The sequence below is a fragment of the Achromobacter colocynthidis genome, from assembly GCF_057334535.1.
Window position 1 is genome coordinate 146,335 of sequence record NZ_JBHFIZ010000024.1, and the last position, 26,407, is coordinate 172,741.

Here is a 26,407-nt window from a genome sequence, read left to right on the forward strand (position 1 = left end):
TCAAAACGGCCGATTTTGGACGGAACAAACTGTTCTATTGATGGAACCAATGCCGCGAATGGTGCCGCCTACAGCGCAATATCCGTCTGCCCCGCCTGCACCATTTCCAGCATCCAATCCCGCAACGCACAGACCCGTGGATCCGCATCGCTGCCTGCCGGGTACACCAAGTGGTAGGCATACTCGGGCGCGACCCGCACGCCGACGTCAAACAACCTGACCAGGCGGCCCGCGCGCACATCGCGTTCGACCAGTTCCCATTCCACCAACCCCACTGCCCCGCCATCGATCACCGCTTGCACCACATGGCTGGATTCGGTGAACGCCACGCTGCGGCTGTCGTCGAAATCGTCGATGCCGGCCGCGGCCATCCACATCGGCCAGTTCGGCCAGACGATGCCGCCGGGCTTGCAGTCCACGTAGCACAGCGTGCGGCTGAACAGGTCGCGGGGGGACTTCAAGGCGGGGCCGGCCTGGAGCAATGCGGGGCTGCATACGGGAACGACCACGGTATGGAACAGGCGGTGCGAGATGGCGCCTGGGTAGGCGCCAGCACCGAAGCGCACTGCCGCATCCACGTCGTCGGCTTCAAAATCGCGCACGGCGTCGCTGATGTCGAACGTCAACTCCAGCCCGGGATGCGCGGCGCGGAACTCGGGCAAGCGGGGCAAGAACCAGTGCGTGGCAAAACGCGCGCCCAAGGACAGCCGCAACTGTGTCGTGCGCCCCCGGCTCAAGCGCCGGGCTTTGGCTGCCGCGCGTTGCAGGGTGTCCAACGCGTCGCTAGCCGCGTCGAACAGCACCTTGCCCGCGGACGTCAGTTGGATGCTGCGGCTGGTGCGTGTGAACAGCACCACGTCCAACTGCTCTTCGATCTCTTTGATTTGATAGCTGACGGCGGCGGGCGTCAGCCCGACCTCGTCGGCGGCGCGCGTGAAGTTCAAGTGACGCGCGGCGGCTTCAAACGTTCTCAGTGCCCGGGTACCAGGAAGCATGCGAGACATGATCTTCAAGCCAAATTTGATGATTTGGCGAAATTAACTCGTTTCCACTGAGCAGTGCAAACCGGCATAGTGGCAAAACTTGATGATCACCAAGGAAGCCACTAATGCCTGCCAACCCGTCGTCCTATGTCGTGCACCGCAATGGTCTGCCCGCCACCGTTTCAGACTTGAGCCCGCTCGCATTCGCCGGCTACGCCCACTTCACGGCGATGCAAGTGCGCGGCGGACAGGTCCGAGGCCTGGACTTGCATCTGGCGCGCCTGCGCGCGGCCTCACTCCTGATGTTTGGGCAGGCGTTACCGGACGCCGCGCTGCTGAATGCGCTGCGCTCCGCCATCCAGGCGGGCCCCGCCGATAGTTCGCTGGTGTTGACCGTGTATTCCCCAGCCGGTGAATTCACGGTGGCGGGGGCCGATGTGCGGCCGGAAGTGCTGGTACGGACCGGGCCGCCGTCATCAGGCCCTGCCGGCCCCCTGGCGCTGACGGCGGTGCCGCACGAACGGATGCTGCCGTCCATCAAGCATGTGGGCGAAGTCGCCAAGACCTATCTGTTGCGGCAGGCCGTGGCGCAGGGCGCCGACGATGCGGCGTTCCTGGACCGGCATGGGCGCCTGAGCGAGGCCTCAATCTGGAACCTGGCGTTCTGGGACGGACAAGCCGTGGTGTGGCCGGACGCCGAGATGCTTACCGGCACGACGATGGGCATCGTGCAACGGCAATTGAAAAAAATGGGCGTGGCGCAGCGGGTGCAGACCGTGACGCTGGACACGCTGCCGACATTACGCGGCGCGGTCGTGATGAATTCGTGGACACCCGGCATCGCCGTGAACCGGATCGGCGACACGGCCATGCCGGACGCGCCGGAGTTTCTGGCGCTGCTGCACGCGGCCTACCAGGCGGAAGCGTGGGTCGCGCCCTGACGCGCGGCGGCCGAAACGCGATCTCGGCATGAGACGCTGGCCGTCGGGCAAGCCGACGAACCAGCGCAACGTCAGCGCAACGTCAGCGCAACATCAGCGCATCATCACCAAAGCATCAGCGCAACCGTCCCGATCAATCCGCCCGAAAGCCCGTGGCCTTGACCACGTCGGACCAGCGCTTGGATTCGGCGGACAACAAGGTTTGCAACGTCTTCCGGTCGGAACCGACGACGACGAAGCCGGCTTCGCTCAAGGTGCGTACGGCGGCAGGCTGGCGCAGCGCGGCGGCGCTGTCTTTCTGCAAACGGTTCAACACCGCGTCCGGCGTACCGGCGGGCGCGAACAAGGCGAACCACGCCCCGAAATTGACGTCCGGCAAGCCGCCTTCGGCGAAGGTGGGCACCGTGGCCAAGGCGGGAGAACGTTGCGCGCCGGTAATGGCCAGCGCGCGCATCTTGCCGCCCTGCACCTGCGGCACGGCCAACGCGGTGGTGACGAACGCCGCCTGCACCGCGCCCGACACCAGGCCCGACACGGCATCACCCGTTGAGCGGTAATGAATGGCTTCGATCTTCATGCCCGCTTCGCGCGCAAAAAGCTCCGCGCCGAAGTGACCCGGCGTGCCCGCGCCGAAGGTGGCGAAGTTGATTCGGTCCGACGCCTTCTTGCCACCCGCAACGAACGCAGCCAGGTCCTTGTACGGAGAGTCGGCCGGCACCACCAGCACGAAGTCGGCGCGCACCACTTCGGAGATGGGCGCGAAATCGCGCGGCGGGTCGTAGTTCAGGTTGCGGTAGGTGGCGGGCGAAATGCTGATGGAGCCCACCTCGCCCAGCAAGATCGTTTGGCCATCGGCGGGGCTGCGCGCCACGGTCTGCGCGGCGATCTGCCCGCCCGCGCCCACCTTGTTTTCCACCACCACGCTTTCGCCCAGCAAGGGGCCCATGTGTTGCGACAGCGTACGGGCCACGATGTCGGGCCCGGTGCCTGGCGGAAAGCCCACGTTCAGGCGCACGGGGCCATTGGGAAATTGCGCCATCGCGGCGATGGGCAGGCACAGCACGAAACCGCCCAACAGGCGGCGCAGCATTGAGGTCATGGTTGTCTCCGAGTCGTTTTTATATTCATGCCACGGCGGATGCCGAGGGTTCAGCAAATGCGGTAGAAGCGCAGCTCAACCCGGTCGGGATAGCGCGCGCCTGTGCCGATGAAAAGGCTTTCGTTCATCCAGCCCAACGCCGGCGATGCGGTTTCAAAGCGCGGGTAACTGCGGAAATAAATGCGTGCGGGGTCCACGGGCTCACCGCGCACCAAGCGGGCAATGTCGTCCGCGTGGCCCGTGCGTATGCCGGTGTTTTCAACATAGATGCGTTCGCCGTCGGCGGTTTCGATGACATAGCGCGCATGGATGTCGGTGTACGTGGCCGAACGGATGATCTGAAAATCTGCCCCGCCCGGCAGCACTTTGCCGCGCAAGCGCGGGCCATCCACCGTGCCGCCCGTGATCGGGATGACGCGGCGACGGCCCTGCGGGGTGTCGCCCACTTCTTGCGGCGGGCCGACCTCGACGATGACCGTCGTCACATGTTCCAGGCGTGGCGCCAGGGCGTCGGCAGATGCCTCGGGATGGCTCATGGTGTTGTCTCCCGGCTCTTCTTCAAGGCGGCGGGGTCAAACCCCGCCAGTTGTTTGTAGCGCAGCGATACCGCCGCCAGCTCTTGTTGCGTGATCACGTCGTTAATATCCGTAAAGCCCTGCGGCGCGCGCTCTTCGGCCATCTGCATGACCTGCTCGGGGCCATTCAAGCGGTTGCGCAATACGATGCCGGCCGTGCGCGGCAGGCGTTCTGCCTCATATTCCAGCAGCGCGATGTCAAGCGTGCGTACGCTGCCGCCGGCCGCTTGCGCCAACCAGTCCGACAAGCAACGCGCGTCCAGGATGGCCTGGGCCGAACCATTCGAACCGATGGGGTACATGGGGTGCGCGGCGTCGCCCAGAAGCGTAACGCGGCCCCGCGTCCAACGCGGCAAGGGGTCGCGGTCCACCAGCGGAAATTCGTAGATCGCTTCTGCGCCGTCGATGATGGCGGGAATGTCGATCCAGTCCCAGCGCCAATCGGCAAAGCGGTCCGCGAACACGGATTTGTCGACCTGGCGGTTCCAGTCGGTGGCGGGCAGTTCGGCGTCCGGCACCGAGAGTTCCGCGATCCAGTTGATCAGCGAACGCCCTTGGCGGCGCAAGGGTTCCGAAATGGGATAGCAGACGAACTTCTGGTCTTGGTGCCCCGCCATGAACATACTGCGGCCGTCCAGGTAAGGCGGGGCCTCGGTCACCGCGCGCCACAACATGCGCCCGGAAAAGCGCGGTTCGTCGCCTACGGGATGCAATTGGCGGCGCAGCGCGGAATGAATGCCGTCCGCCCCCACCAGGATGTCACCGCGCACGCGATGCGTGGTCCCGTCCGCCCGCCGCCGGAACACAGCGGTGGCGCCGCTTGCGTCCTGCTCGGCGGATTCCAGCACCATGCCCGTGACGATGGCGCCCTGGCCCAGGCGTTCGCGCACGGCTTGCGCCAGCATCATCTGGAATTCTCCGCGATGCACGGAAAACTGCGGCAAGGGATAGCCCGCCTGCAGCCCGCGCGGCTCGCGCCAGATCGGCTGGCCAAGCTTGTTGTAGTAGTGCAGTTGTGACGTTTCGATAGCGCGCTCGGCCAGGCCGGGCATCAGCCCTAGCTGTTCCAGTTCACTGACGGCGTGCGGCAGCAGGTTGATGCCGACGCCCAAGGGCCTGAGTTCCTGCGCGCTTTCATACACGCGGCAATCGATGCCGCGCCGATGCAACATCAGCGCAAGCGTCAGACCGCCGATGCCGGCCCCGGCAATGACGATTTGCATGTCTACTCCTGGTTTTATTTGTTATGCAACATAACAAAAATCCGATACTCTTCGCACCCCGGGGATTTCCCGTAACCCCATGGCGCGGCGGCCCCGACTGCATTAGTGTTGAGGCCCCCGGCATCCAGGCCCCTACCCCCACCCCGCGCCATGTCCCGAGCCGCATCCCAACGCCCCCGCCGCCCCGCCGCGCGCGGCGAGCAATTTCAGCCCCACGTTCTCGGCATCCAGTACGGCGCGCTGGACGGCCTGGTCGGCTATGCCATCCGGCGCGCGCAGATAGTCATCTACGAAGACTTCCTGGCCGCTCTTGCGCCGTGGGACATCACGCCGCAACGCTTTTCCGCCCTGACGCTGATCGCGGCCAATGCCAACCTGAAGCTCACCGACCTGGCGCGCATCCTGGGCATCGCCCGCTCTGGCGCGGTGCAGATCGTGAACCACTTGCAAGGCTTGGGGTACGTGGAAAAACTGGACGTCGAGCACGACAAGCGTGCGTATTCCCTGACGATGACGGCGGCTGGCAGCAAGGTGCTGGCCGACATCACACAGGCCGTCGAGGCACACGACGCCCGGATCAGCCACCAGTTGGACGCGGCGGAAAAGCGGCAATTGATCGGCTTGCTGGGTAAGTTGGGCGGATAACGCGTCGCGTGATGCGAGTCCGATGGCGGTGATACGATCATCCGACTCATTCTTGCCCTTCAGGTACCCATGCCCACCGCCATGCCGCACACGGATAGCTTCGTCGCCACCCAGGCAGCGCTCCAGCGCCGCCTGCCCCTTGAAAAGGTCCACAACGCGCGCGACCTTGGCGGGCTGACCGGCATTGATGGGCGGCGCTTGCGCACGGGCAAGCTCTTTCGCAGTGGCAACCCGGGCCGGGCCAGCGCCGCCGATCTGGACCGGCTTGGCGCATTGGGCTTGGAAGCGGTCATCGACTTTCGCGCAGAACCTGAAAAAGCCCAGGACGAAGCGCACTTCGGCAAACGCTTTCACTGGATTGCATCGCCGGTGCTGGACGGCAACATGGCCATGGCCGTGTTGTTGCCGCGCCTGCGCGAAGCCACGCAAGCCTTCAGCACCACGATGATGGTGGAGATTTATCGCGAGTTTCCCTCGCGCTACCAAGCGCCGTTCGGCGGCTTCCTGAAAACCGCCATGACCGGCAAGACGCTGCTGTTCCACTGCACCGCCGGCAAGGACCGCACCGGCTTCGCGTCGCTGCTGCTGTTGTCGGCGCTAGGCGTGAAGCACGACGACATCGTGTCGAACTATCTGGAATCGAATCACTGCAACGCCCAGTTCTTCCAGGACATCCTCGCCAAATCGTCCGAGCGCGGCGTCACGGAAGACGTGATGATGCCGCTGCTGGAAGTGTCGCCCGCCTACCTGGATGCTTCGGTGCAAGCCATCAAGCAGGAATTTGGCGGCATGGACCGCTATCTGACGGATGTGCTGAAGATCGACGTGGACGTCTTGCGGGACCACTACCTGGAGCGCTGAGGGGTGCGGCCGATGGCAGGGTCCATCGCCGGATCAATCGCAGGATCAACCGCCGGATCAATCGCCGGAACTGCGGCGCAAGCGGTCGGACGATTCCTCGTTCAGGCGTTTCGCTTCCTCTTCCGCGTAGTCCTCTTCGCCCGGGTCGTAAGACCCTTCGTGCATGCAACTGCTGCGGTACCACTGACACTCGCTACTGCGGGAATCTCCAAGTCCAACTAAAGAACACCCCGAACCCATTGCAAGAAGCGCCACTGCCGCCCCGCAACGGACCAATGATTGAATCGACATTTGCTCGCCTACGTTGAAACTACAACGGTCTTTATACCAGCCGTTTGTCCCCATTTAGAGGCGTGCATTACATCCCCTAACTCAAACATCAGGATCGAAACCATGCTGAAAGACCGCGCTTTCCTGGCCTGGCTCGCCGTGTTTGCCGTGGTTGCGGGCACGCTCGTGGCCTTGCTATGGCCCAAGCATTCCGCAAGCCCGTCCATCGGTGGCGGCGGCTACGATCTTTCGGACTGGGTGTACACGCTGGCGCTTCTATCCTTCACGGGACTATGGTCGCTGATTACGCTGGTCATCGGCATGAGCCGTGGCAACGCGATGGCGGCGAAGCGCGCGTATGGGTTAGCGGCGGTGGGAGGGATAACGTTTGTGGTGGGGGTGCTGGCGTTTGGGGGCAATCTTCATTGAGCCAAACGCTGGGTTAAAAGCCAAAAGCAAAAAGCCCGCTGAAACTTTGCGTTTTCAGCGGGCTTGTCCTAAGCGAACATTTTGCGAGGAATTCTTGGTGCCGACGGCGAGACTCGAACTCGCACAGCTTTCGCCACTACCCCCTCAAGATAGCGTGTCTACCAATTTCACCACGTCGGCTTTCACCAGTTTTCTAGGCTTTCCCGTAGGCAAGGCCAGAAAGTCGAGCATTCTAGCACGGAATTTGCTGACGCCGGAAGCCCGCCTGCAAGGCAAGGCGATCCGGCCCGCGCGAAAAAAAGCCGGCGTTTGCGCGCCGGCCTTTTTTAGCATGCCTGAACTTACTTGGCGGGCGTTTCCGCCGGCTTTTCCGTCGTGGCGGGAGCCGGTGCGGACGGCACCGAGGCGGCGGGCTTGGCCGGCGCGGCGGGAGCGGCAGGAGCAGCCGGAACCGATGCAGCGCCCGGGACCGAAGCACCACCGGTTGCCGGTGCGGCGGGCGCGGCGCCCGGCACTTGCGGCACGGAACGGTCGGCCGGGAAGTTCTGCATCACGCCCGAGTCAACGGCGGGGCCGCTGGTGCCCTTGTGGCTGACGTAGGCCAGGCCGGCGGTGGACGCGAAGAAGACCACGGCGGCCCACTTGGTGGCGCGCGACAGGAAGTTGGCGGCGCCGGTGGCACCGAACAGGCTGCCGGACGAGCCGCTACCGAAAGCGGACCCCATGTCGGCGCCCTTGCCCTGCTGCAGCAGGACCAGAACGATGATAGCCAGCGCCGATATAACTTGGACGGCCAGCAAAAGTTTAAGCATCAAGGGCATTACAGACTCCGGAACGGAAACTTAGATGGCGGCAATACGCAAAAATTCTTCAGCCACTAGCGACGCGCCGCCGACCAGGGCCCCGTCGATATCAGTCATGGCGAACAAACTGGCGGCGTTGGCAGCTTTTACGCTGCCGCCGTACAAAACCTGTACTTGCGCCGCGCCCAGCGCGCGCAAGGCGGCGCGGATGGCGCCATGAACTTCTTGCGCCTGCTCGGGGCTGGCGGTGCGGCCGGTGCCGATGGCCCAGACGGGTTCGTAGGCCAGCACCATGCGCGACACGGCGTCGGCGCCCAGCGCCAACACGGGCTTCAACTGGCGTTCGATGACGGCCAGCGTGTTGCCGGCTTCGCGGTCAGCCAGCGATTCGCCCACGCAGACCACCGGGGTCAGGCCGGCGGCCAGCGCGGCTTGCGCCTTGGCGGCAACGATTTCGTCGGTTTCTCCGTGCAGCACGCGGCGCTCGGAGTGGCCGGCCAATGCCCAGCGGCAACCAAATTCTTTCAGCATGGCGCCGGACACTTCACCCGTGTAGGCGCCCTTTTCGTGCGCGCTGACGTCTTGCGCGCCCCAGGACACGCTGCTTCCGGTCAGGGCCGAGCCGGCTTGCGCCAGGTAGGGAAACGGAACACAGATGCCGATCTCGCAGTGGCTCGCGGCGTCCGCGGCCCGCAGCTCGGTCAGCAACGCGGCGTTCTCGGCCAGGTTGCCGTGCATCTTCCAGTTGCCCAGCACAAGGCGGGCGCGGTTTTCGACTGAAGTCATGGCAAGGTGTCAGAGTGGGTGAGCCCCGGGGGGATGATGCAACCGCGCACGGGACTGCCTGGAAAAAATTCCAGGCGAAACCCGAGATTGTATCCTGTTGCGCGGCGATACGCCGAACGCCGCGCGATTCTTACATCGTCAGGATGATTTTGCCGATGTTTTCACCGCCTTCCATCATGGCGTGGGCCTTGGAGGCCTCGGCCAGCGGGAAGGTGGCGTGCACGATCGGCTTGATGGCCCCTTTTTCCAGCAAGGGCCAGGCTTGCTCGCGCAGCGCGCGGGCGATGGCGCCCTTGAAGGCGACCGGACGGGGACGCAAGGTGGACCCCGTGATGGTCAGGCGGCGGCGCATGACCTGGGAAGTGTCCACATCGGCGCGCGAACCGCCCAGCTGGGCAATGATGACGATGCGGCCGTCATCTGCCAGGCATTGCATGTCGCGCGCGATGTAGTCGCCGGCCACCATGTCCAGGATGACGTCCACGCCGCGCCCGTCGGTCGCTTCCATGACTTCCTTCACGAAATCCTGGGTCTTGTAGTTGATGCCCTTTTCCGCGCCCAACGCTTCAACGGCGCGGGCCCGGTCGTCGCTGCCGACCGTGGCATAGACCTTGTTGCCCATCGCGCGCGCCAGTTGGATCGCCGTGGTGCCGATGCCGCTTGCGCCGCCGTGCACCAGCAGGATCTCGCCTTCGGACAGGCGACCGCGATCGAACACGTTGCTCCAGACCGTGAAATAGGTTTCAGGCAAACCAGCCGCTTCAATATCGGACAGCCCCTTGGGGATGGGCAGGCATTGCGCGACGGGAGCAACGCAGTACTCGGCGTAACCGCCGCCCGCAACCAGGGCGCAGACCTTGTCGCCGACGGCAAAGCCGCTGTCAGCCACGTCACCGCCGACGATTTCGCCGGCCACTTCCAGGCCCGGCAGATCGGACACGCCGCGCGGCGGTGCGTAGTTGCCCTTGCGCTGGAACACGTCGGGGCGGTTGATGCCCGCGGCGCTGACTTTGATCAGGACTTCACCCGCGCCGGGCTCGGGCGTGGGACGTTCTACGGGGACCAGAACCTCAGGGCCGCCGGGGCGGGAGATTTCTACAGCATGCATCGCGTGCCTCCTTTGCAGCAAATAGATTATTATTGCGCCCTTTACGGCATCTCGCGTTTTGGTTTTGGCAGAATGTTTGCCTGACGGCCGAATCGCCCAACCGCCGTAACGCCGCAGCCTGACCCGCGGCACAGCATCACCCGGAAGCGTGGCAGAGTGGTCGATTGCACCGGTCTTGAAAACCGGCAACGGGCAACCGTTCGTGAGTTCGAATCTCACCGCTTCCGCCAGACCCTCGATGGCAGCCGACACGCCCTTGCGGCGCGGCTGCGTCCCTCCATACCCCCCCGTTACCCCCGCAGACCGGCCCGAAATGTCTTCGGAATGCCTGCTGCCGCCACGCCGCTGCGCAGCGCTTCCTGCGGCAGGGCGTCGGCCAGCAATGCGCGCGCGGACAAGAGACGGGGTAAATCGACGCCCGTGCGGTAGCCCATGCTTTCCAGCATGAACACCAGGTCTTCCGTGACGATGTTGCCGGACGCCCCCGGCGCGAACGGGCAACCGCCCAGGCCGCCCAGGCAGGAGTCGAACGCGCGGATGCCTTCGTCCAGCCCCGCCAGCGCATTGGCCAGCCCCAGCCCCATCGTGTCGTGCAGGTGCAGTTTGGTCAGCCGAGCGCCCACCGCGTCCTGCGTGGCGCGCACGACCTGGCGCACTTGCTCGGGGTGCGCGTAGCCCACCGTGTCGGCCAGCGCGATTTCATCGACGCCCGTGCGCGCCACGGCGGCGGCCACGTCGGCCACCCGGTGAACGGGCACGGGGCCTTCCAGCGAGCAGCCAAACGCCGTGGCCACCGCCGCGTCGATCCGCATGGGGCGCGGCTGCGCGCGCACCCAATCCACGATGGACGCCATCATCTCCACCTGCGCATCCGTGCCCTTGCCCACGTTGGCGCGGCTGTGCGTGTCGCTGACCGAAATGGGAAACGCCACGACGTGCGCGCCGGCTTCATAAGCGGCGATGGCGCCTTTCAGGTTGCATGCCAGCGCGCAGACGGTCAGCCCGTCGATTCCTAGCGCCTCGGGCAGCACGCTGCCCGTATCGGCCATCTGCGGCACCAGCCGGGGCGACACGAAGCTGCCCACTTCGATTTCACGCAGGCCCGCCGCCGCCAGTTGGCCGATCCACCGCAATTTGTCGGCGGTGGGCATCATGCCCCGCGCCATCTGCAGCCCATCGCGCGGACCCACTTCGCAAATCCTGACTTCCTGGTTCATATGCTGGTTCATATGCTGGTTCATATGGCGCTCCGTTATCGCTGCCGCTGCCGATGCTGCTGCACGATCATTGCTGGACCACAATGCCCGCGCTCTTGATCGTCTGCTTGGCCTTGCCGATGTCCGCCTGGATCAGCGAGGCGAATTGCGCGCTGGAAACGGGATCCGCTTCCAGGCCTTGCGCGGCCAGCGCATCACGCACGTCTTTCTTGGCCAGCAGTTTATTGAAGTCGGCGTTCAGCCGCTGGACGATGTCCTTGGGCGTCTTGGAGGGCGCCAGCACACCGTAGTAGGTCACCACGCTGAAATCCTTGTAGCCAAGCTCGGCAACCGTGGGCACGTCGGGCAACGCGGCATTGCGCTTAGGCGAGGTCACCGCCAGCGCGCGCACCTTGCCCGATTTGATCAACGAAGCCGCCGACGAGATCGATGATCCCGCAAACTGTAGATGGCCACCCATCAGGTCCGCCAGCGCCGGCGCCGAGCCCTTGTAGGGTACGTGCTGCATCTTGAAGCCGGCTTCGTGCTGCAGCATTTCCATGGCGATGTGCACGCCGCCTCCGGTTCCCGAGGTGCCGTATGAAATCTGGTTCGGCGCTTTCTTGGCGGCTTCGATCACTTCGGGCAGCGTCTTGTAGGGCGACGCGTCCGACACCAGCAGCACCATCGGGGTGGTGGCCACCAGCGCCACCGGCGTCAGGTCCTGGACAGGGTCATAGGCCACTTTCATCAGCAGCGGAATCAGCGTGACGTTGTCCGATTGGCCGATCACCAGGTCATAGCCCTGCGCGGGCGCGCGTGCCGCCTCGGCCAGGCCCAGTGCCGTGCCCGCGCCGGGCTTGTTTTCGGGCACGACCGTCCAGCCGTTCAGTTCGTGCAGCTTGGTGCTCATCAGGCGGCCGATGTAGTCGGTGCCCCCGCCCGGGGTGGACGGGATGATGATGCGGATCGGCTTGCTGGGATAGTCCTGGGCCTGGGCGGTGCAGGCGACGGCCAGTACAGCCAGCGCGGCGAGTTTGCGGATCATGTTGTCTCCTTCTTTGATGGATGTCTTGGCGGTCTGACGCCGCCTCGACAGAGGTTCCGGGCGCTATGGCCCGGTCATGCAATCACTCCCGCGGCGCGCAGGGCGTCGATGCGCGCGGCATCCAGCCCCAGCCCCTGCAAGATGGCGTGCGTGTGGGCGCCTTGGTCGGGCGGGTCCATGCGCTTGCCGGCCTTGCGGCCGTCGAATTCAAGCGGCAGCGCCGCGGCCGCGATCTCGCCGCCGTCGGGCAGCCGCGTCTTCAGCAACGCGCCGCCGGCGTTCAGATGGGCGTCATCCAGCAAGTCGTGGGGCTGGCGAATCGGGCCGTAAGACAGGTTGGCCGCCTCCAGCGCAGCGCACAGGTCGGCCGTGTTCCAGGATTTCAGTATCTCGGCCACGCCAGGCACCAGCCAGGAGCGCGCGGCTTCGCGGTCGACCGCCGTGGCCAGGCGCGGGTCGGCGGCCCATTCGGGCGGCAGGAATTTTTGCGCGAAGTTGCGCCATTGCGCGTCGCCCACCACCGCCACGAACACGCGGCCATCGGCGGTTTCGAATACGTCGTACACGCCCCATGGCGGTTTGCGCTCGGCGCCCATGGGCTTGGGCGCGGTGCCGGTCAACTGGAATTGCGCGATGAACTGCGCGACCAGCAACAGGTTGTTTTCGAACAGGCCGGACCGCACGTGGCGGCCGCGCCCCGTGACGTGGCGATCGTGCAGCGCGGCCAAGGCGCCCACCACGCCAAACGTGCCGCCCAGGATGTCGTTGACCGACGCGGCCACGCGCTGCGGCGTGTCGGCGCCGCCGTTGATATAGGCCAGGCCGCCCATCATCTGCACCACTTCATCCAGCGCCGTCCGGTGCTTGTAAGGCCCCGACAAAAAACCCTTGAGCGACACGTAGATCAGCCTGGGGTTCTCGGCCGACAGCGATTCATAGTCCAGCCCATACTGCGCCAGGCTGCCGTCGCGGAAGTTCTCCACCACCATGTCGGTTTGCAGCGCCAACTGGCGCACCAGCTGCTGGCCTTGGGTCGATTTCAGATCAATCGCCAGGCTTTGCTTGTTGCGGTTGAACACTGGAAAGTAGCCGCTGCCCGAACCTTTCAGCCGGCGTGTGCGGTCGCCGTCTATCGGTTCCACCTTGATGACGTCGGCGCCCAGGTCGGCCAGCGACAAGCCCGCGGCCGGCCCCATGATCATGTGTGACAGTTCCAGCACCTTGATGCCGCGCAACGGCAGTTCAGCGTTGTCCATGAAGGGTGAAGGCGGTGCTGCGCTCATCGGGATGTCCTTGTTGGCCGGTGAAGATGCAAGCATGATCGCGGGCGTCGGCGCATCACGGGTAGCGGTCTTTCATCACCGGGGCATTCTCGTTTGGGAACATCCGGGTAAGCCCCTAAGCTGGTAGGCCCATCAGTAGGTAGGCCCCTGATCAGGTCTGCCCCTAAGCAGTTAGGCCCGGGCCTGCTCGCCTTCAGCCCGAGGGCAGCACGCCCAGATGCGCCAGCAAGGTTCGCGCGGCGGGCGCCAGTGCATCCGGGTCCCGCACGGCGATGCACAAGGGCGTGCTGGACCACGGCCCCGTCAGCGGGATGAAGCGGATATCCAAGTGGGCCTGCCGCGCCTTCAGATATAACGGCACCACCGCCACGCCCATGCCGCGCGCAACCAGCGTGCAGATCGTTTCGTGCCCGCTGACGCGCGCGCTGATGCGCCGCGTCACGCCTATCGCCTGGGCGGTTCGCTCGAACACGCTGCTGATGCCGTTGTCACGGTTCAGTTCGATCTGCTCGAAAGGCAGCAGTTGCGCGTAGTCCAGCGTTTCGCGCTGGGCCAGCACATGCTGACCCGGCACCACGGCGGCCAGCTCGCAATGCCCGTACGGAAACACCTGCAAGCCGTCATGCCCGAAGTCCGACCCCGCCGCCACGTCCGCCTGCCCTTCCAGCACGGCGCGAAAGGCGGCTTGCGTTGTGTCTTCCTGCAGCAGGATGTCGATCTCGGGGTGCGCCCGGCGAAACGATTGAATCCGCGCGGGCAAGTCGCCCGACAACGCCGCCACGCTGACCGCCAGGCGCACGCGCCCCCGCACGCCCGTCGCAAAGCCCGCCATCTCGCGGTGCATGTGTTCCAGGTCCTGCAACAGCCGCCGCACGTGCGTGGCCAGCGCGTTGCCGGCCGGGGTGGCCTGCACGCCCTTGACGCCGCGCTCCAGCAGCGGCACGCCAAACGCTTCCTCCATTTCCGACATGCGCTTGCTGACCGCCGACGGCACGATGTTCTCGCGCGCGGCGGCCCGCGCCAGGCTGCCTTCTTCCAGGGCGGATAAGAACAAGCGCAGCGATATGGGATCAATGTCGCGGACGTGGCTTGATGGGCCGGAGGCGCTTGGCGGACTGGATGCGTTTGATGGTGCTTGGGCAGGCTTCATGGCCGAGAGTGTCCCGCGTTGTTCGTGGGCGCGGTGACCCGGGTTTTCCCTAGCGCAAGACTTGAGTATCATCCGCGCTCCGGTCGTGGTTGTACGGCCCCGGCATCACCAGGATTCCCGTTTCCATGCAATGCCCCCGCTGCAATTGGCAAAACCCCGCCTCCAATACGCAATGCTTCAGTTGCCAGGCGCCCTTGCCCGTCCCCGCCGCGCCTGCGCCCGGCAAACAAAAAACCAAACCATCAAAAGCCCCCGCGTCCAAGGCCCCTGCCCAGTCCGCGCATAACAATGCGCAGGTGTTTCCCAGCATCTGGGCCCGGCTGGGCGCAAGCGCCATCGACGCCATCGTCATGGCGGTGGGGATGATCGTCTTGATCATGGCCGCCCAACTGACCTACGAAGGCCTGACGGGCAACAAACCGCCCTTCTTGATCGCCTTTGCCGCCGGCTTGATCGGCTGGTTCCTGCCCGCTTTCATGGACGCGTGGGGTAACGGTTCGCCGGGCAAGCGTGTGTTGAAGCAGCGGGTGGTCAATCGCAAGGGCCAGGCTCCGGGCCTGCTTCGCTCGCTATGGCGCCATACCATGAAGTACACGGTGAACATGCTGCTGCCCGGCCTGTTCCACCATTTGCAGCAGATGATCTTTGGCGAACGCGCCATGCACAATGCCTTGGCGGGCACGCACGTGGTCACGCGCGATGCAAACCCGCGCGCAATGCACGCAGCCGTCGCCCGGGCTCCCTCGGTCACCGGCGCGGGCAAGTTCCTGTTCGCCGTGTTCGGCATTCTGGCGCTGGTCGTGGTGGGCATCGTCATTGGCATCAACGCCACCGGCGATAGCAACAGCGACAACCCGCTGCATGCCGACATCAACCGCCTGGACCTGGTCTCCGACCCCGTGCGCCGGCTGGCGGAAAACCACTATCGGCGCACGCAGAAATTTCCATCCAGCCTGGACGAGCTGGGCATCAGCGCGCAGTCGATGCAAGACAGCGGCTTTTCCAAGGTGGAGATGAATCCGGTCAACGGCGTCTTGCGCTTCACGATTGCCGGCACGCCCAGCACCGACGGCACCCCCAGCCTGGCGGGCAAGCATCTGGTCTACGTGCCGGAACTGCGCGCCGAACGCAAAGGCGGCGGCGTGCGGCGCTGGGAATGCGGCAGCGACGACATCCCCGCCAGCGACCGCACCTACTCTTGCCGCCACGACGCCAGCGCCTTCGCGCGCTAAGCCGCCCGGCCTTGGTCACAAGCTGCCCTGTAAAACGACAGAGCCCCGCGACAGAACCCCGCGGCAGAACCCCCGCGACATAACCCCCGCGACATAACCCCACGACGGAACCCTACGCATGTCCGCCTTGATCGAAGCCATCCAACGCGCCGAAGACGGCAGCGACCTGCCAAAAATGCTGTCGCTATGCGAACAGGCCGTGCGCGAACAGCCTGGTTCAGCCACCGTCTGGGGCTTGCGCGCCCGCTGCCACGCCCAACGCAAGGCCTACGCCCTGCGTGACGCCGACGTGGCCCGCGCCCTGGCGCTGGACCCGCAATGCAGCGACGCCATTGCCGTGCAGGCCGTGGTGCGCTACGACGAAGGCGACGAACAGGAAGCTTGGCGCGCCGTGCGCGACGCCCGCCAACGCGCCCCCTCCCACTACGGCTTGCTGATGGCTGAAGCCTACCTGCTGATCAACGATCGCCGGCTGGATGACGCCATCGCCAGTTGGACGCGAGCCTCTCAGATCCGCTCGGCCGCCGCGGCGCCCCATTGCTATATCGGCTCAAACCTGCACAACGCCGGCCGCTACGCGGACGCCCTGCCCTACCACCAGCGCGCCGTCGCCCTGGCGCCCAACAATGGCGGCTTTCTGTACGACGCCGGCAACAATTACCGCCGCCTGGGCGATTTGAACAACGCCATCGCCATGTTCGACCGCGCCCGCGCCATCCTGGGCGAAGAGAACGCCATCCAGCACAACCGCGCGTCCTGCCTGCAAGCCATGGGCCGCGACGCCGACGCGGTGGAAGAATGGACCAGCCTGCTGCGACGCGAACCCGACTGGGACTGGCCGCTGGAAGGCAAGGCGCGCTCGCTACACCGGCTGGGCCGCGCGGACGAAGCCGTGCCCCTGTGGCGCCATCTGGACGCGCTGTCCGACAACGGCTGGGAAGGCCGCAAGGAACAAGCCCGCGAATACGTGCGCGGCGGCAAACCCGAATTGGCCGAACAGGCCCTGCTAGGCCTGGACCCGCTTGATAGCGGCGACGCCCAGTTGCTGTTCGTGGCGGGTAACGCCCAGCGCGACCAGCGCAACTGGGAAGCCGCGCTGGCGTACTACCTGAAAGGCTATGAACTTGCGCCCGGCGACGATTTCCTGCCCGGCAACGCCGCCGACATGCTGAACTACCTGGAACGCCACGACGAAGCGTTGCCCCTGGCGGAAGTGGCGATTTCACTGGACCCGGACTGGCTGAAATGGCGCCGCGTCCGCATTGAAGCGCTGACGCACCTGGACCGCGCCGACGAGGCCGTGGCCTATGCCGACACCACCCTGGAACGCTGGTCAGACAGCGGCCCCCTGCATGCCGAACGCATCAACGCACTGATCGCCGCCAAGCGCCATGACGAAGGGCTGGCGGCCTGCGACCGCCTGCTTGCGCTGGACCCGGACTATCGCAGTTGGGCGCTGTTCGCGCGTGGCAGGATCTTCGGCCAGATGAAGCGTCACGCCGAATCGGCCGTGGCCTACCGCCAGGCGTCCGCGTCCTACCAGCAAAACGGCAAACCCTATTTTCAAGAGCTGTCGATGAAGAACGCGCTGGAAGCGGAAGCGGCCGCCGCCAAACCCGCCGGCTTTCTTGGCCGACTGTTCGGCCGCAAGTAGCCGGGGCGCGGGCAGCGGGATGTTATAGTCACGCCCGCTGCCGACCCCTGCAAAGCGTCGCGCATTGCCCGAGTGGTGAAATTGGTAGACACAAGGGACTTAAAAAATTTGAGCCCTTTGGGGGAAACTCCAAAGGTGTAGCCCGTCAAACTCGGCGAACGCCCTGGACCTGTTCCGAGCCAACGCCGAGCCAAGCCCCGACTGAAAAGCCGGGGAAGGTGTAGAGAGCAGACGGCGGGCACCTACGGCCGCAAGGCTATGGTGAAGGCGTGCTCCAGACCACGAACAGCGCACCCGCGCTGGCGGCGAAAGCCGAAGTGGTAAGAAAATCCCTCGGCCGCAAGGCCGTACCGGTTCGATTCCGGTCTCGGGCACCACCTGCTGCGCCCGCAGCTTGCACAGGCCAGGCGATTGCGCTTGGCCGGACGACCACACTTGAACGCTCCTTCCGCCCCCGCCCCCTTCATCGTCCTGGACGCCTGCGTCCTGATGTCCGGCATCCTGCGCCGGCTGTTGTTGCGCCTGGCCGAGGCTGGCGTATTCATGCCCGTCTGGACCGAACGCATCGGTGAGGAATGGCGGCGCAACGCGGCGCGCATCTGGGATATTCCGCCCGAGGTGTTGGCCGATTTCTGGGCCGAGATGAACGCAAGCTTTCCCCAGGCCAACGAGGTCGACACGCAGGTGTACGAAGCGTCGTTGCGCTATAGCGACCCGAAGGACTTCCACGTGATTGCGGCCGGGTTGGCGCGGCGTGCGCGCTGTGGCTTGCAGCAGCCGCCCGTGGTGCAGGTGCTGACCTGGAACCTGAAGGATTTCAACCGTTCGGAATTGCGCCGCCAGGGGCTGGACGTCTACAACCCGGACCGCATGCTGGTGCAATGGTGGCAGGCCGACCCGGCACGCATGCGCGAGGCGGTGGCGCAGATTCCGGCCGACTACGTCGCGTTGGACCGCGAGCCGCTGCCGTTGTCCACCATCTTGCATCGTGAACGCTTGTATGGCTTGAAGAGCCTGGTGGCGCGCGAGACAGCCTGAAAGAAAGCTGAAAGCAATCTGACAGCATCCTGAGCGTCGAGTTCGCCGGACGAAAATTCGGGACGTGTCAGCAAGGCAGACTCAAAAAAAGCGGGCCCGGGCAGCTTGCGCCGCACCAGGCCCGGAGCCAATCTTGTTCCCCGTGGTCAGTCGACCTCGACGAACGTTTCCTCACGTTTCTTGCGCAGGGCCGGCAGCATCACCAGCACCAGCAGGATGGCGGCCAGGGCCAACAGCGTCGCCGACAGCGGGCGCGTGACGAACGTGCTGAATTCACCGCGCGACAGCAATAGCGCCCGACGGAAGTTTTCTTCCATCATCGGACCCAGCACCAGGCCCAGCAACAGCGGCGCGCCCTCGCAACCCAACTTGCTCCAGACATACCCGATGATGCCGAAGATGGCGAACATGAAGATGTCGAACACGTTGTAGTTCAGTGAATACACCCCGATCGTGCAGAACACGAGAATGGCCGGGAACAGCATGCGGTAGGGTACGCGCAGCAATTTCACCCAGATGCCGATCAGCGGCAGGTTCAGGATCACCAGCATCAGGTTGCCGATCCACATCGAGGCGATCAGGCCCCAGAAGAGTTCGGGGTGGCTGGTCATCACTTGCGGGCCGGGCTGGATGTTGTGGATGGTCATTGCCCCGACCATCAGCGCCATCACCGCGTTGCCAGGAATACCCAGCGTCAACAAGGGAATGAACGAGGTTTGTGCGCCGGCATTGTTGGCCGACTCCGGCCCCGCCAGACCGGCGGGGTGGCCCTTGCCGAAACGTTCGGGCTCTTTCGACAGCTTTTTCTCAAGCGTGTACGAGGCAAACGCCGACAACACCGAACCGCCGCCCGGCAAAATGCCCAGTGCCGAACCCAGGGCGGTGCCCCGCACGATGGCGGGCGCCGCTTCGCGGAATTCCTGGCGGCTGGGATACAGCGAGCCCACCTTGTCGGTGATTTCGACGCGGTTCTCTTTCTGCTCCAGGTTGGCCATGATTTCCGACAGGCCGAACACACCCATCGCCACAATCGCGAAATCGATACCGTCCTGCAATTCCGGAATGCTGAAGTCGTAGCGGGCGACCCCGGAATTGACGTCGGTGCCCACCATGCCCAAGAGCAGGCCCAGCAAGATCATGCAGATGGCCTTGGGCAACGAGCCCGACGCCAGCACGACCGCGCCGATCAAGCCCAGTGCCATCAGTGAAAAGTACTCGGCCGGGCCGAATGCGAACGCCACTTCCGCCAGGGGCGGCGCAAATGCCGCGATCAGCACGGTGGCGACGCTACCCGCGAAAAATGACCCGATGGCGGCAAGGGACAGCGCGGCGCCCGCTCTGCCGTTACGCGCCATCTGGTGGCCGTCCAGCACAGTCACCACCGCGGACGTCTCACCCGGCAAATTCACCAGAATGGCCGTGGTGGAACCGCCGTACTGGGTGCCGTAGTAAATGCCGGCCAGCATGATCAGGCCGGCCGTGGGCGGCAACACATACGTGATGGGAAGCAGCATGGCGATGGTGGGAACAGGCCCCAACCCCGGCAAGACGCCGACCAGCGTGCCCAGCAGGCAGCCCAGGAATGCATAGCTGAGGTTTTCCGGCGTGAATGCCACCGAGAAACCCAGCATCAGGTTTTGTAGAAGTTCCATTGTTGTCTCCTAGTTGCCGAATGCGCTGGGCCACAGCGGGAAGATCAAACCCAGGCCCCGTATGAACGCAAGGTAGGAGAACGCCACGAGGAACAGGCCGTTGGCGACGGCGACTTTCCAATTGAATTCATGGCTGGCGAGGCTGCTGATGAGAACCAGCAGGAATACCGAGATGTACAGCCCCAGGTACCGCAGCGCGAACCCGTAGAACACCACGGATCCGACCACCAGGAAGAGGATGCGGAAATCGTAGCGGCTGATGGTGGTGGTGTCGGCCTTCTTGGCCAGTGCGCTGATCAGCACGACCGCGCCCATCAGCGCCAGCACGATGCCCAGCCAGAACGGGAAATATCCCGGTCCCATGCGGGCGGCGCTTCCCATGGAATATTCGGTGGCCTGTACCGAGAAGGCCCCCCCTAAAGCAATAAACATGGCTCCGGACCAAAAGTCCTGTCTGTTTCTTATCAAGCTGCAGTCTCCCTAGTCTGACGCGCCGGAACATCGCTGGAAAAAGTGGCGCGCCCTTATCTCTACGCCTTCCCACCCTTGGCAAGCCGTTGGCAAAAAAGCGAAGTTGGAGATGCTAAATCGCATGACGACATATCGAATATCCGTATGAACCATAACTTTTTCGGGGATATCCCTAGTCCAGATATTGGACAGATTTTTCGCCGTTGACGGGAAGGACGGCTTTCGGAATACCTTCAATTCGCTTTCAAGCCAGGCGGCACGGGGGTGTTTTCGATCTTGAAAAAAGTTCCGTGGGTGGCAAATAAAAATTTTCAGCCTTGTCGACGCCACGCATTTTTTTTGCAACGGCTTCCGTCTGAACGGGGCGGACGCAAGCAAAAACGCCCGCAAAGTGCGGGCGTCCGGGGTCAATGTGGTTAACTGCAATGCGGCTTGAGCCGCCCAGGTCAATGGTCGTGATTGCTGGCCGCGAAGCCCGCGGCGTTCAGCACATCGATCACTTCAAGAATGTGTTCCGGCCCGCGCGTTTGCAGCACGAAGTCCACTTCAACGTTGCGCACCGGCAGCGACGTGAAGGCGCGCTGGTGATGCACTTCGGTGATGTTGGCCTGGGCGTCGGCGATGAGCTTGGTGGCATGCGCCAGGGCGCCGGGCAGGTCGCGCAGGTCCACGCGGATGCGGGCCAGGCGGCCGGCGCGCACCATGCCGCGTTCGATCAGTTCGCCCAGCATCAGCGGGTCGATGTTGCCGCCGGTCAGCACCAGGCCGATGCGCTTGCCCTTGAACCGGTCGCTGCCCGCTTCCTGCGCGCGCAGCAAGGCCGCCAGCCCGGCGGCGCTGGCGCCCTCGACCACGGTCTTCTCAATTTCCAGCAACACGACAATGGCGTGCTCGATGTCGCTTTCGCTGACCAGCTCAATGTGGTCGACCAGCTTGGCGACGATGGGCTGCGTCAGCGCGCCGGGCGACTTCACCGCAATGCCTTCCGCGATGGTGTATTGCCCCTGCGGCATGGCCACGCCCTTGACGGCCGCGTACATGGACGGAAAGCGTTCCGTCTGCACGCCCACGATCTCGATGCCGGGATTCAAGGCCTTGGCCGCGGTGGCCATCCCGGAAATCAAGCCGCCGCCACCAATGGCGATCACCAGCGTGTCCAACTGCGGCTGGTCTTCCAGCATTTCCAGCGCCACGGTGCCCTGCCCCGAAATGACGGCTTCGTCATCGTAGGGATGGATCATGATCAGGCCGCGCGCCTGGGCAAGTTCGTAGCCGTGCGCCTTGGCGTCGTCAAAGGAATCACCGGCCAGCACCACTTCGGCGCCGAAGCGGCGGGTGTTGGCCACCTTGACCGTGGGTGTGAAGCGCGGCATCACGATCACGGCGGGCACGCCCATGCGCTGGGCATGGTAGGCCACGCCCTGCGCGTGATTGCCGGCAGACACCGCGATCACGCCCTTGGCCCGCTCTTCGGCCGTCAGGGTCAACATGCGGTTCAGGGCGCCGCGTTCCTTGAAGGACGCCGTGAACTGCAGGTTCTCGAACTTCAGCCAGATCTCGGCGCCGAAGATGTCGGACAGCGTGCGCGACAGGGTAAAGGGGGTCTTCAGCACCTGGCCGCGCAGGTTGTCGCGGGCGGTCTGGATGGAAACGATATCGATCACGATGGGAAGATCCTGTTAGCGCACAGGCAGAAAATTGAATAGCAGGAGACCCTGCGCATAGTTGATGCCGATGCGGCGCGAATTTTCGCCAAGCAGGTTGGCGATCAGGTCCAGCCGGCCGATGATGGCGCCGAACTCGCGCTCGAAGCTCAGGTTCGTGGCGGTGGGAGACATTTCATTGGCCAGCAAAAGCAGTTCGCCCTGATTGTTGCGGCGCGACGCCAGCAGCCAGGCGGCGGCCTCGACATTCCGTGCGGCATTGTAGACCCGCTGACCATCCAGCGCGTCGGTGGCGTACAGGCGGGTCTTGCCGTTGTGTGCCGCGATGATGGTGTCGGCCATGCCGTAGATAAAGGCGCCGACGCGGTCGCCGGAGTAGTTCGGGTCCAGCGACACGGCCAGGATCTGGATGTCTCGCAGGCCGGCCAGGTCGCCGGGAGGGACGCGGACTTCGATGGCGTGCTTGACGCGGTTGACGGCCGCCTTGTGGTCCGCCGCGCCGGTCTTGCGCCATTCACGGGGGTTGCGCCGGTAGAGCTTGTCCAGCAACGAATACAGGCTGTCCAGGTTGTCGCGCACTTCAAGCGTGACCGTGCGGTTGAAATCGGTCTGGCCGAACTGGTCGGCGGACATGGCTTCGCCTTTGGGGCCGCGCTGGCCCGGACCGGGGCTGCTCATACAGCCGGTCAGCAGCGCGGCAAGCAACGCCACGGCGGTGGCGCCCGCCGCCCAGCCTGTCATGCTTGGATCATCCGATTTTCCCTCCGTCTGGCGCAAGACTTTACAGGAAAGGCGGCTTGACCCCAAAAAAAACGGCGCCTTGCGGCGCCGTTCTTCGTTCAATCAGGCAGCAAGCTTATTCAGCTTGCGGTTCCGATTGGGGGGCAGCGTCGGGAGCGGCAGCGGGTTGCTGCGCTTCGATGCCACCGATTGCCTTGATGGACAGGCGCAGGCGGCCCTTGTCGTCGGCCTCGATGACCTTGACGCGGACTTGCTGGCCGACCTTCAGCACATCGTTGATGTTCGCGATGCGGTAGTTGGCGATTTCCGAGATGTGCAGCAGGCCGTCACGGCCCGGCAGCACTTGCACGATGGCGCCGAAGTCCAGCAGACGCAGGACCGAACCTTCGTACATCTGACCCACTTCGACATCGGCCGTCAGTTCGACGATGCGGCGCTGGGCTTCTTTGGCCTGCGCTTCGTCGACGCTGGCGATCACGATCGTGCCGTCGTCGGAGATGTCGATCTGCGTGCCGGTTTCTTCGGTCAGCGCGCGGATGGTGGCGCCGCCCTTGCCGATCACGTCGCGGATCTTCTCGGGGTTGATCTTGATGGTCAGCATGCGCGGGGCAAAAGCCGAGAGCTCGCCACGCGAGCCGTCCAGCGCTTCCTTCATCTTGGTCAGGATGTGCAGGCGGCCTTCGCGGGCTTGAGCCAGCGCCACTTGCATGATTTCCTTGGTGATGCCCTGGATCTTGATGTCCATCTGCAGTGCGGTGACGCCGTTTTCGGTGCCCGCAACCTTGAAGTCCATGTCGCCCAGGTGATCTTCGTCACCCAGAATGTCGGTCAGCACGGCGAACTTGCCACCGTCCAGGATCAGGCCCATGGCCACACCGGCCACGTGATCCTTGACCGGCACGCCGGCGTCCATCATGGCCAGCGAGCCGCCGCAGACCGAAGCCATCGACGACGAGCCGTTGGACTCGGTGATTTCCGACACGATACGGATCGTGTACTGGAAGTCTTCCGGCGCCGGCAGCAGCGGAATCAGCGAGCGCTTGGCCAGACGGCCGTGGCCGATTTCGCGGCGCTTGGGCACACCGATGCGGCCCGTTTCGCCGGTGGCGAACGGAGGCATGTTGTAGTGCATCATGAAGCGGTCGCGGTATTCACCCATGAGCGCGTCGATGATCTGCTCGTCTTGCTTGGTGCCCAGCGTGGCCACGACCAGCGCTTGCGTTTCACCACGGGTGAACAGCGCGCTGCCGTGTGCGCGGGGCAGCACGCCCAGACGCACGCTGATGGGACGAACGGTGCGGGTGTCGCGACCGTCGATACGCGGTTCGCCGTTCAGGATCTGACCGCGAACGATGGCCGATTCCAGCGAGAACATGATGTTGTCGACGGTCACGGCATCAGGCGCGGACTCGCCCTTTTCAGCAGCGGCGGCAGCCAGCTTGGCCGACACGTCGGCCGACACTTCGCGCAGCTTGGCGGTGCGGGCTTGCTTGTCGCGGATCTGGTAGGCGGCGTTCAGGCCTTCCTGGGCAGCCGCGGTCACGGCGGCGATCAGGGCTTCGTCCTTGGCCGGAGCTTGCCAGTCCCATTCGGGCTTGCCAGCGTCCTTGACCAATTCGTGAATGGTGTTGATGACGGCCTGCATCTGCTCGTGGCCGTAAACCACACCGCCCAGCATGATTTCTTCGGAAAGCTGTTGGGCTTCCGATTCCACCATCAGCACGGCGTTTTCCGTACCGGCAACCACCAGGTCCAGCTTGGACGACTTCAGTTGCGATGCGGTCGGGTTCAGGACGTATTGGCCGTCGATGTAGCCCACGCGCGCGGCGCCGATCGGGCCGTTGAACGGGATGCCCGAAATGGCCAGCGCGGCCGAGGCGCCGATCATGGCGGCCATGTCCGGATCAATCTCGGGATTGACCGACAGCGTGTGGATGACGACCTGGACTTCGTTGTAGAAGTCTTCCGGGAACAGCGGACGCAGCGGACGATCGATCAGGCGCGAGGTCAGCGTTTCCTTTTCGGAGGGCTTGCCTTCACGCTTGAAGAACCCACCCGGAATACGGCCGGCGGCGTAGGTCTTCTCGATGTAGTCGACGGTCAGCGGGAAAAACGTCTGACCCGGCTTGGCCTTCTTGGAAGCCACAACGGTGGCCAGGACAACGGTGTCCTCGATCGACACCACAACGGCGCCGGAGGCCTGGCGAGCGATCTCGCCAGTTTCCAGGACGACCGTGTGCTGGCCGTACTGGAACGATTTTGTCACTTTGTTGAACATGACGATTATTCCTTACAAATGAAAAACCGTGGCCGCTGCGACAATACGTCGCACCGACCACGGTTATTGCGTCATGGGGAACCAGCCCCGTCGATCACTTGCGCAGACCGAGTTTTTCGATCAGAGCGCGGTACGAATCGGGATTGCGGCCCTTGAGATAGTCGAGCAGCTTGCGGCGACGGCTGACCATACGCAGCAGACCGCGGCGCGAGTGATGGTCCTTCATGTGTTCTTTGAAGTGACCGGTCAGTTCGTTGATACGGGCGGTGAGCAGAGCCACCTGAACTTCGGGGGAGCCGGTATCGCCTTGAGCGCGTTGGAATTGCGCAACGATATCGGATTTCTTGATGTCAGCTACAGACATTGATGACCTCTTCGGACATGCGACAGGGCCGAGGTGCCCTGACGTGGTTGGGAAAAAATTTGCGTGAATTCCGGCGATAAGCGTTTTTGCTTTCTCACTGCTGCTTCAATAGCTGCCAGAATGGCCCACCACACACGGATTGCTCTGGGTTGGGGGTCACCCTGCAGCCGGACTGCCGGCGCAAAGCATCTTGCAAAATCAATACACTTGATAAAGCTCGGCGATTATAGCTGATTCGCTAGAATTACCCCACAGGTGGTTTTGGGGGCCGGTACCGGCCTGCAGCGCCCGACCGGCGCCCTTGAGGAGCAAACACATGTCTAAATATTTCAGGCCCGCGCGCGCGGCCCTGGCGACCCTGGCGATCGCCAGCTTGGCGGCTTGCGCCAACATGACTCAGATCCCGCCCGGTACTCCCTACGGGGAAGTGCTTACCCAATTCGGCCAGCCCAACTTCGAATGCCCCCAAGCCGGTGGCGGGCGCCGCGTCATCTGGACGCAACAGCCCATGGGCCAATACGCCTGGGGCACCAACGTCGGCACCGACGGCCGCGTGGGCCAGGTGCTGCCCCTGCTGACGGACGCGCACTTCAAAGTGCTGGAAACCGGCGACTGGGGACCGGAGCGCGTACGCTGCGAATTCGGGCCGCCCGCCCAAATCGATCAAACGGGCCTGGGCGAAAAGCGCGAAGTCGTGTGGTCGTACCGGTACAAGGAAAACGGCGTGTGGAATTCCCTGATGTACGTCTACATGAGCCGCGACGGCAGCAAGGTGACGCACTTCCACCCCGGCCCCGACCCCATGTACGACGACGACAGATTCATGTGGCGCTGAACCCGCCATCAACAAAAAACCCGCCAGCAATCGCTTGGCGGGTTTTTTTAATGGCTGCGCGTTGAAAAGCAGCGATCA

Annotated in this window: 26 protein-coding genes and 2 tRNA genes; 9 read left to right on the forward strand and 19 right to left on the reverse strand. The window is 64.2% G+C overall.

Features of this window, described 5'->3' with window-relative positions; genetic code table 11:
- Nucleotides 1–68 precede the first annotated feature (68 nt).
- Nucleotides 69–1,004 carry a LysR substrate-binding domain-containing protein gene (locus ACE04A_RS09290; protein WP_448718608.1) on the reverse strand — a complete coding sequence of 312 codons (936 nt, stop codon included), beginning with the start codon at nucleotides 1,002–1,004 and terminating at the stop codon, nucleotides 69–71.
- Nucleotides 1,005–1,108: 104 nt separating this feature from the next.
- Here ACE04A_RS09290 and ACE04A_RS09295 point away from each other — a divergent pair, with 104 nt between their 5' ends.
- A complete protein-coding gene (locus ACE04A_RS09295) occupies nucleotides 1,109–1,924 on the forward strand; it encodes an aminotransferase class IV family protein (protein WP_448718609.1) in 816 nt (271 codons plus the stop codon).
- Nucleotides 1,925–2,057: 133 nt separating this feature from the next.
- Here ACE04A_RS09295 and ACE04A_RS09300 read toward each other — a convergent pair whose 3' ends face one another.
- From ACE04A_RS09300 to ACE04A_RS09310, 3 genes are read right to left on the reverse strand one after another with little or no spacing between them, the layout of a single operon-like run.
- A complete protein-coding gene (locus ACE04A_RS09300; RefSeq protein ID WP_259252009.1) occupies nucleotides 2,058–3,023 on the reverse strand; it encodes a Bug family tripartite tricarboxylate transporter substrate binding protein in 966 nt (321 codons plus the stop codon).
- A 50-nt stretch (nucleotides 3,024–3,073) separates the two neighbouring features.
- Nucleotides 3,074–3,559, reverse strand: coding sequence for a DUF3237 domain-containing protein (locus ACE04A_RS09305; RefSeq protein ID WP_259252011.1), 486 nt, complete (start codon nucleotides 3,557–3,559; stop codon nucleotides 3,074–3,076).
- Nucleotides 3,556–4,821: a flavin-dependent oxidoreductase gene (locus ACE04A_RS09310; RefSeq protein WP_448718610.1), complete on the reverse strand. Its 1,266-nt coding sequence runs from the start codon at nucleotides 4,819–4,821 to the stop codon at nucleotides 3,556–3,558. Before ACE04A_RS09310 ends, ACE04A_RS09305 begins: the two co-directional genes overlap by 4 nt.
- 150 nt (nucleotides 4,822–4,971) lie before the next feature.
- On the opposite strand from ACE04A_RS09310, the gene ACE04A_RS09315 reads away from it, so the two are divergent.
- The 3 genes from ACE04A_RS09315 to ACE04A_RS09325 all read left to right on the forward strand — a co-directional run bounded on the left by ACE04A_RS09315 (nucleotide 4,972) and on the right by ACE04A_RS09325 (nucleotide 7,026).
- A complete protein-coding gene (locus tag ACE04A_RS09315) occupies nucleotides 4,972–5,466 on the forward strand; it encodes a MarR family winged helix-turn-helix transcriptional regulator (protein WP_448718611.1) in 495 nt (164 codons plus the stop codon).
- A 69-nt stretch (nucleotides 5,467–5,535) separates the two neighbouring features.
- On the forward strand, nucleotides 5,536–6,327 hold the full coding sequence (locus ACE04A_RS09320) for a tyrosine-protein phosphatase (protein ID WP_448718612.1): 792 nt from the start codon (nucleotides 5,536–5,538) through the stop codon (nucleotides 6,325–6,327).
- A gap of 393 nt (nucleotides 6,328–6,720) precedes the next feature.
- A complete protein-coding gene (locus ACE04A_RS09325; protein ID WP_279994957.1) occupies nucleotides 6,721–7,026 on the forward strand; it encodes a hypothetical protein in 306 nt (101 codons plus the stop codon).
- A 95-nt stretch (nucleotides 7,027–7,121) separates the two neighbouring features.
- Here ACE04A_RS09325 and ACE04A_RS09330 read toward each other — a convergent pair.
- From ACE04A_RS09330 to ACE04A_RS09345, 4 genes are all read right to left on the reverse strand, one after another.
- Nucleotides 7,122–7,206, reverse strand: a tRNA-Leu gene (locus ACE04A_RS09330).
- Nucleotides 7,207–7,367: 161 nt separating this feature from the next.
- A complete protein-coding gene (secG, locus tag ACE04A_RS09335) occupies nucleotides 7,368–7,847 on the reverse strand; it encodes a preprotein translocase subunit SecG (RefSeq protein WP_485820062.1) in 480 nt (159 codons plus the stop codon).
- Between the two features lie 21 nt (nucleotides 7,848–7,868).
- Complete coding sequence (gene tpiA / locus ACE04A_RS09340; RefSeq protein ID WP_279994953.1) at nucleotides 7,869–8,615, reverse strand: triose-phosphate isomerase; 747 nt, start codon at nucleotides 8,613–8,615, stop codon at nucleotides 7,869–7,871.
- Between the two features lie 130 nt (nucleotides 8,616–8,745).
- Nucleotides 8,746–9,723: an NAD(P)H-quinone oxidoreductase gene (locus ACE04A_RS09345; RefSeq protein ID WP_448718613.1), complete on the reverse strand. Its 978-nt coding sequence runs from the start codon at nucleotides 9,721–9,723 to the stop codon at nucleotides 8,746–8,748.
- A gap of 142 nt (nucleotides 9,724–9,865) precedes the next feature.
- Between ACE04A_RS09345 and ACE04A_RS09350 the strand changes: the two genes are divergently transcribed.
- Nucleotides 9,866–9,953: transfer RNA gene (locus ACE04A_RS09350), tRNA-Ser, on the forward strand.
- A gap of 60 nt (nucleotides 9,954–10,013) precedes the next feature.
- Here ACE04A_RS09350 and ACE04A_RS09355 read toward each other — a convergent pair.
- From ACE04A_RS09355 to ACE04A_RS09375, 5 genes are all read right to left on the reverse strand, one after another.
- Entirely contained in the window at nucleotides 10,014–10,940 is a 927-nt protein-coding gene (locus ACE04A_RS09355; protein ID WP_259252655.1) for a hydroxymethylglutaryl-CoA lyase, read from the reverse strand.
- Nucleotides 10,941–11,007: 67 nt separating this feature from the next.
- On the reverse strand, nucleotides 11,008–11,967 hold the full coding sequence (locus ACE04A_RS09360; protein WP_438859120.1) for a Bug family tripartite tricarboxylate transporter substrate binding protein: 960 nt from the start codon (nucleotides 11,965–11,967) through the stop codon (nucleotides 11,008–11,010).
- 74 nt (nucleotides 11,968–12,041) lie between these two features.
- Entirely contained in the window at nucleotides 12,042–13,250 is a 1,209-nt protein-coding gene (locus ACE04A_RS09365) for a CaiB/BaiF CoA transferase family protein (RefSeq protein WP_448718614.1), read from the reverse strand.
- 193 nt (nucleotides 13,251–13,443) lie between these two features.
- Nucleotides 13,444–14,304, reverse strand: coding sequence for a LysR family transcriptional regulator (locus tag ACE04A_RS09370; protein WP_448718615.1), 861 nt, complete (start codon nucleotides 14,302–14,304; stop codon nucleotides 13,444–13,446).
- Nucleotides 14,305–14,449: 145 nt separating this feature from the next.
- Nucleotides 14,450–14,779, reverse strand: a complete 330-nt coding sequence (locus tag ACE04A_RS09375) for a hypothetical protein (protein ID WP_448718616.1) — start codon at nucleotides 14,777–14,779, stop codon at nucleotides 14,450–14,452.
- On the opposite strand from ACE04A_RS09375, the gene ACE04A_RS09380 reads away from it, so the two are divergent.
- The 3 genes from ACE04A_RS09380 (at nucleotide 14,763) to ACE04A_RS09390 (ending at nucleotide 18,324) form a co-directional block, all read left to right on the forward strand.
- The gene (locus ACE04A_RS09380; protein WP_448718617.1) at nucleotides 14,763–15,632 is read left to right on the forward strand and encodes an RDD family protein; all 870 of its coding nucleotides are present in this window, start codon (nucleotides 14,763–14,765) and stop codon (nucleotides 15,630–15,632) included. The two genes, ACE04A_RS09375 and ACE04A_RS09380, sit on opposite strands and share 17 nt — an antisense overlap.
- 118 nt (nucleotides 15,633–15,750) lie before the next feature.
- Nucleotides 15,751–17,286, forward strand: coding sequence for a tetratricopeptide repeat protein (locus tag ACE04A_RS09385; protein WP_485820063.1), 1,536 nt, complete (start codon nucleotides 15,751–15,753; stop codon nucleotides 17,284–17,286).
- Nucleotides 17,287–17,775: 489 nt separating this feature from the next.
- Complete coding sequence (locus ACE04A_RS09390) at nucleotides 17,776–18,324, forward strand: PIN domain-containing protein (protein ID WP_448718695.1); 549 nt, start codon at nucleotides 17,776–17,778, stop codon at nucleotides 18,322–18,324.
- Between the two features lie 146 nt (nucleotides 18,325–18,470).
- Here ACE04A_RS09390 and ACE04A_RS09395 read toward each other — a convergent pair whose 3' ends face one another.
- The 6 genes from ACE04A_RS09395 to rpsO all read right to left on the reverse strand — a co-directional run bounded on the left by ACE04A_RS09395 (nucleotide 18,471) and on the right by rpsO (nucleotide 25,494).
- Entirely contained in the window at nucleotides 18,471–19,976 is a 1,506-nt protein-coding gene (locus tag ACE04A_RS09395) for a tripartite tricarboxylate transporter permease (protein ID WP_259252038.1), read from the reverse strand.
- A 9-nt stretch (nucleotides 19,977–19,985) separates the two neighbouring features.
- Nucleotides 19,986–20,408, reverse strand: a complete 423-nt coding sequence (locus ACE04A_RS09400) for a tripartite tricarboxylate transporter TctB family protein (protein ID WP_100852791.1) — start codon at nucleotides 20,406–20,408, stop codon at nucleotides 19,986–19,988.
- A gap of 485 nt (nucleotides 20,409–20,893) precedes the next feature.
- Complete coding sequence (locus ACE04A_RS09405) at nucleotides 20,894–22,111, reverse strand: threonine ammonia-lyase (protein WP_448718619.1); 1,218 nt, start codon at nucleotides 22,109–22,111, stop codon at nucleotides 20,894–20,896.
- A 15-nt stretch (nucleotides 22,112–22,126) separates the two neighbouring features.
- On the reverse strand, nucleotides 22,127–22,852 hold the full coding sequence (locus ACE04A_RS09410; protein WP_448718620.1) for a hypothetical protein: 726 nt from the start codon (nucleotides 22,850–22,852) through the stop codon (nucleotides 22,127–22,129).
- Between the two features lie 115 nt (nucleotides 22,853–22,967).
- Nucleotides 22,968–25,130: a polyribonucleotide nucleotidyltransferase gene (gene pnp, locus ACE04A_RS09415; protein ID WP_279994941.1), complete on the reverse strand. Its 2,163-nt coding sequence runs from the start codon at nucleotides 25,128–25,130 to the stop codon at nucleotides 22,968–22,970.
- 94 nt (nucleotides 25,131–25,224) lie between these two features.
- The gene (gene rpsO / locus ACE04A_RS09420) at nucleotides 25,225–25,494 is read right to left on the reverse strand and encodes a 30S ribosomal protein S15 (RefSeq protein ID WP_006223612.1); all 270 of its coding nucleotides are present in this window, start codon (nucleotides 25,492–25,494) and stop codon (nucleotides 25,225–25,227) included.
- 316 nt (nucleotides 25,495–25,810) lie between these two features.
- Between rpsO and ACE04A_RS09425 the strand changes: the two genes are divergently transcribed.
- Entirely contained in the window at nucleotides 25,811–26,329 is a 519-nt protein-coding gene (locus ACE04A_RS09425; RefSeq protein WP_279994940.1) for a hypothetical protein, read from the forward strand.
- Nucleotides 26,330–26,407 lie beyond the last annotated feature (78 nt).

What these genes read in the sequence shown, in the direction of transcription:
- ACE04A_RS09290 (WP_448718608.1), bottom strand. Translation starts at nt 1,004, where the DNA reads ATGTCTCGCATGCTTCCTGGTACCCGGGCACTGAGAACGTTTGAAGCC.
- ACE04A_RS09295 (WP_448718609.1), top strand. Translation starts at nt 1,109, where the DNA reads ATGCCTGCCAACCCGTCGTCCTATGTCGTGCACCGCAATGGTCTGCCC.
- ACE04A_RS09300 (WP_259252009.1), bottom strand. Translation starts at nt 3,023, where the DNA reads ATGACCTCAATGCTGCGCCGCCTGTTGGGCGGTTTCGTGCTGTGCCTG.
- ACE04A_RS09305 (WP_259252011.1), bottom strand. Translation starts at nt 3,559, where the DNA reads ATGAGCCATCCCGAGGCATCTGCCGACGCCCTGGCGCCACGCCTGGAA.
- ACE04A_RS09310 (WP_448718610.1), bottom strand. Translation starts at nt 4,821, where the DNA reads ATGCAAATCGTCATTGCCGGGGCCGGCATCGGCGGTCTGACGCTTGCG.
- ACE04A_RS09315 (WP_448718611.1), top strand. Translation starts at nt 4,972, where the DNA reads ATGTCCCGAGCCGCATCCCAACGCCCCCGCCGCCCCGCCGCGCGCGGC.
- ACE04A_RS09320 (WP_448718612.1), top strand. Translation starts at nt 5,536, where the DNA reads ATGCCCACCGCCATGCCGCACACGGATAGCTTCGTCGCCACCCAGGCA.
- ACE04A_RS09325 (WP_279994957.1), top strand. Translation starts at nt 6,721, where the DNA reads ATGCTGAAAGACCGCGCTTTCCTGGCCTGGCTCGCCGTGTTTGCCGTG.
- secG (WP_485820062.1), bottom strand. Translation starts at nt 7,847, where the DNA reads ATGCCCTTGATGCTTAAACTTTTGCTGGCCGTCCAAGTTATATCGGCG.
- tpiA (WP_279994953.1), bottom strand. Translation starts at nt 8,615, where the DNA reads ATGACTTCAGTCGAAAACCGCGCCCGCCTTGTGCTGGGCAACTGGAAG.
- ACE04A_RS09345 (WP_448718613.1), bottom strand. Translation starts at nt 9,723, where the DNA reads ATGCATGCTGTAGAAATCTCCCGCCCCGGCGGCCCTGAGGTTCTGGTC.
- ACE04A_RS09355 (WP_259252655.1), bottom strand. Translation starts at nt 10,940, where the DNA reads ATGAACCAGGAAGTCAGGATTTGCGAAGTGGGTCCGCGCGATGGGCTG.
- ACE04A_RS09360 (WP_438859120.1), bottom strand. Translation starts at nt 11,967, where the DNA reads ATGATCCGCAAACTCGCCGCGCTGGCTGTACTGGCCGTCGCCTGCACC.
- ACE04A_RS09365 (WP_448718614.1), bottom strand. Translation starts at nt 13,250, where the DNA reads ATGAGCGCAGCACCGCCTTCACCCTTCATGGACAACGCTGAACTGCCG.
- ACE04A_RS09380 (WP_448718617.1), top strand. Translation starts at nt 14,763, where the DNA reads ATGATCGTCTTGATCATGGCCGCCCAACTGACCTACGAAGGCCTGACG.
- ACE04A_RS09375 (WP_448718616.1), bottom strand. Translation starts at nt 14,779, where the DNA reads ATGATCAAGACGATCATCCCCACCGCCATGACGATGGCGTCGATGGCG.
- ACE04A_RS09385 (WP_485820063.1), top strand. Translation starts at nt 15,751, where the DNA reads ATGTCCGCCTTGATCGAAGCCATCCAACGCGCCGAAGACGGCAGCGAC.
- ACE04A_RS09390 (WP_448718695.1), top strand. Translation starts at nt 17,776, where the DNA reads ATGTCCGGCATCCTGCGCCGGCTGTTGTTGCGCCTGGCCGAGGCTGGC.
- ACE04A_RS09395 (WP_259252038.1), bottom strand. Translation starts at nt 19,976, where the DNA reads ATGGAACTTCTACAAAACCTGATGCTGGGTTTCTCGGTGGCATTCACG.
- ACE04A_RS09400 (WP_100852791.1), bottom strand. Translation starts at nt 20,408, where the DNA reads ATGTTTATTGCTTTAGGGGGGGCCTTCTCGGTACAGGCCACCGAATAT.
- ACE04A_RS09410 (WP_448718620.1), bottom strand. Translation starts at nt 22,852, where the DNA reads ATGACAGGCTGGGCGGCGGGCGCCACCGCCGTGGCGTTGCTTGCCGCG.
- pnp (WP_279994941.1), bottom strand. Translation starts at nt 25,130, where the DNA reads ATGTTCAACAAAGTGACAAAATCGTTCCAGTACGGCCAGCACACGGTC.
- rpsO (WP_006223612.1), bottom strand. Translation starts at nt 25,494, where the DNA reads ATGTCTGTAGCTGACATCAAGAAATCCGATATCGTTGCGCAATTCCAA.
- ACE04A_RS09425 (WP_279994940.1), top strand. Translation starts at nt 25,811, where the DNA reads ATGTCTAAATATTTCAGGCCCGCGCGCGCGGCCCTGGCGACCCTGGCG.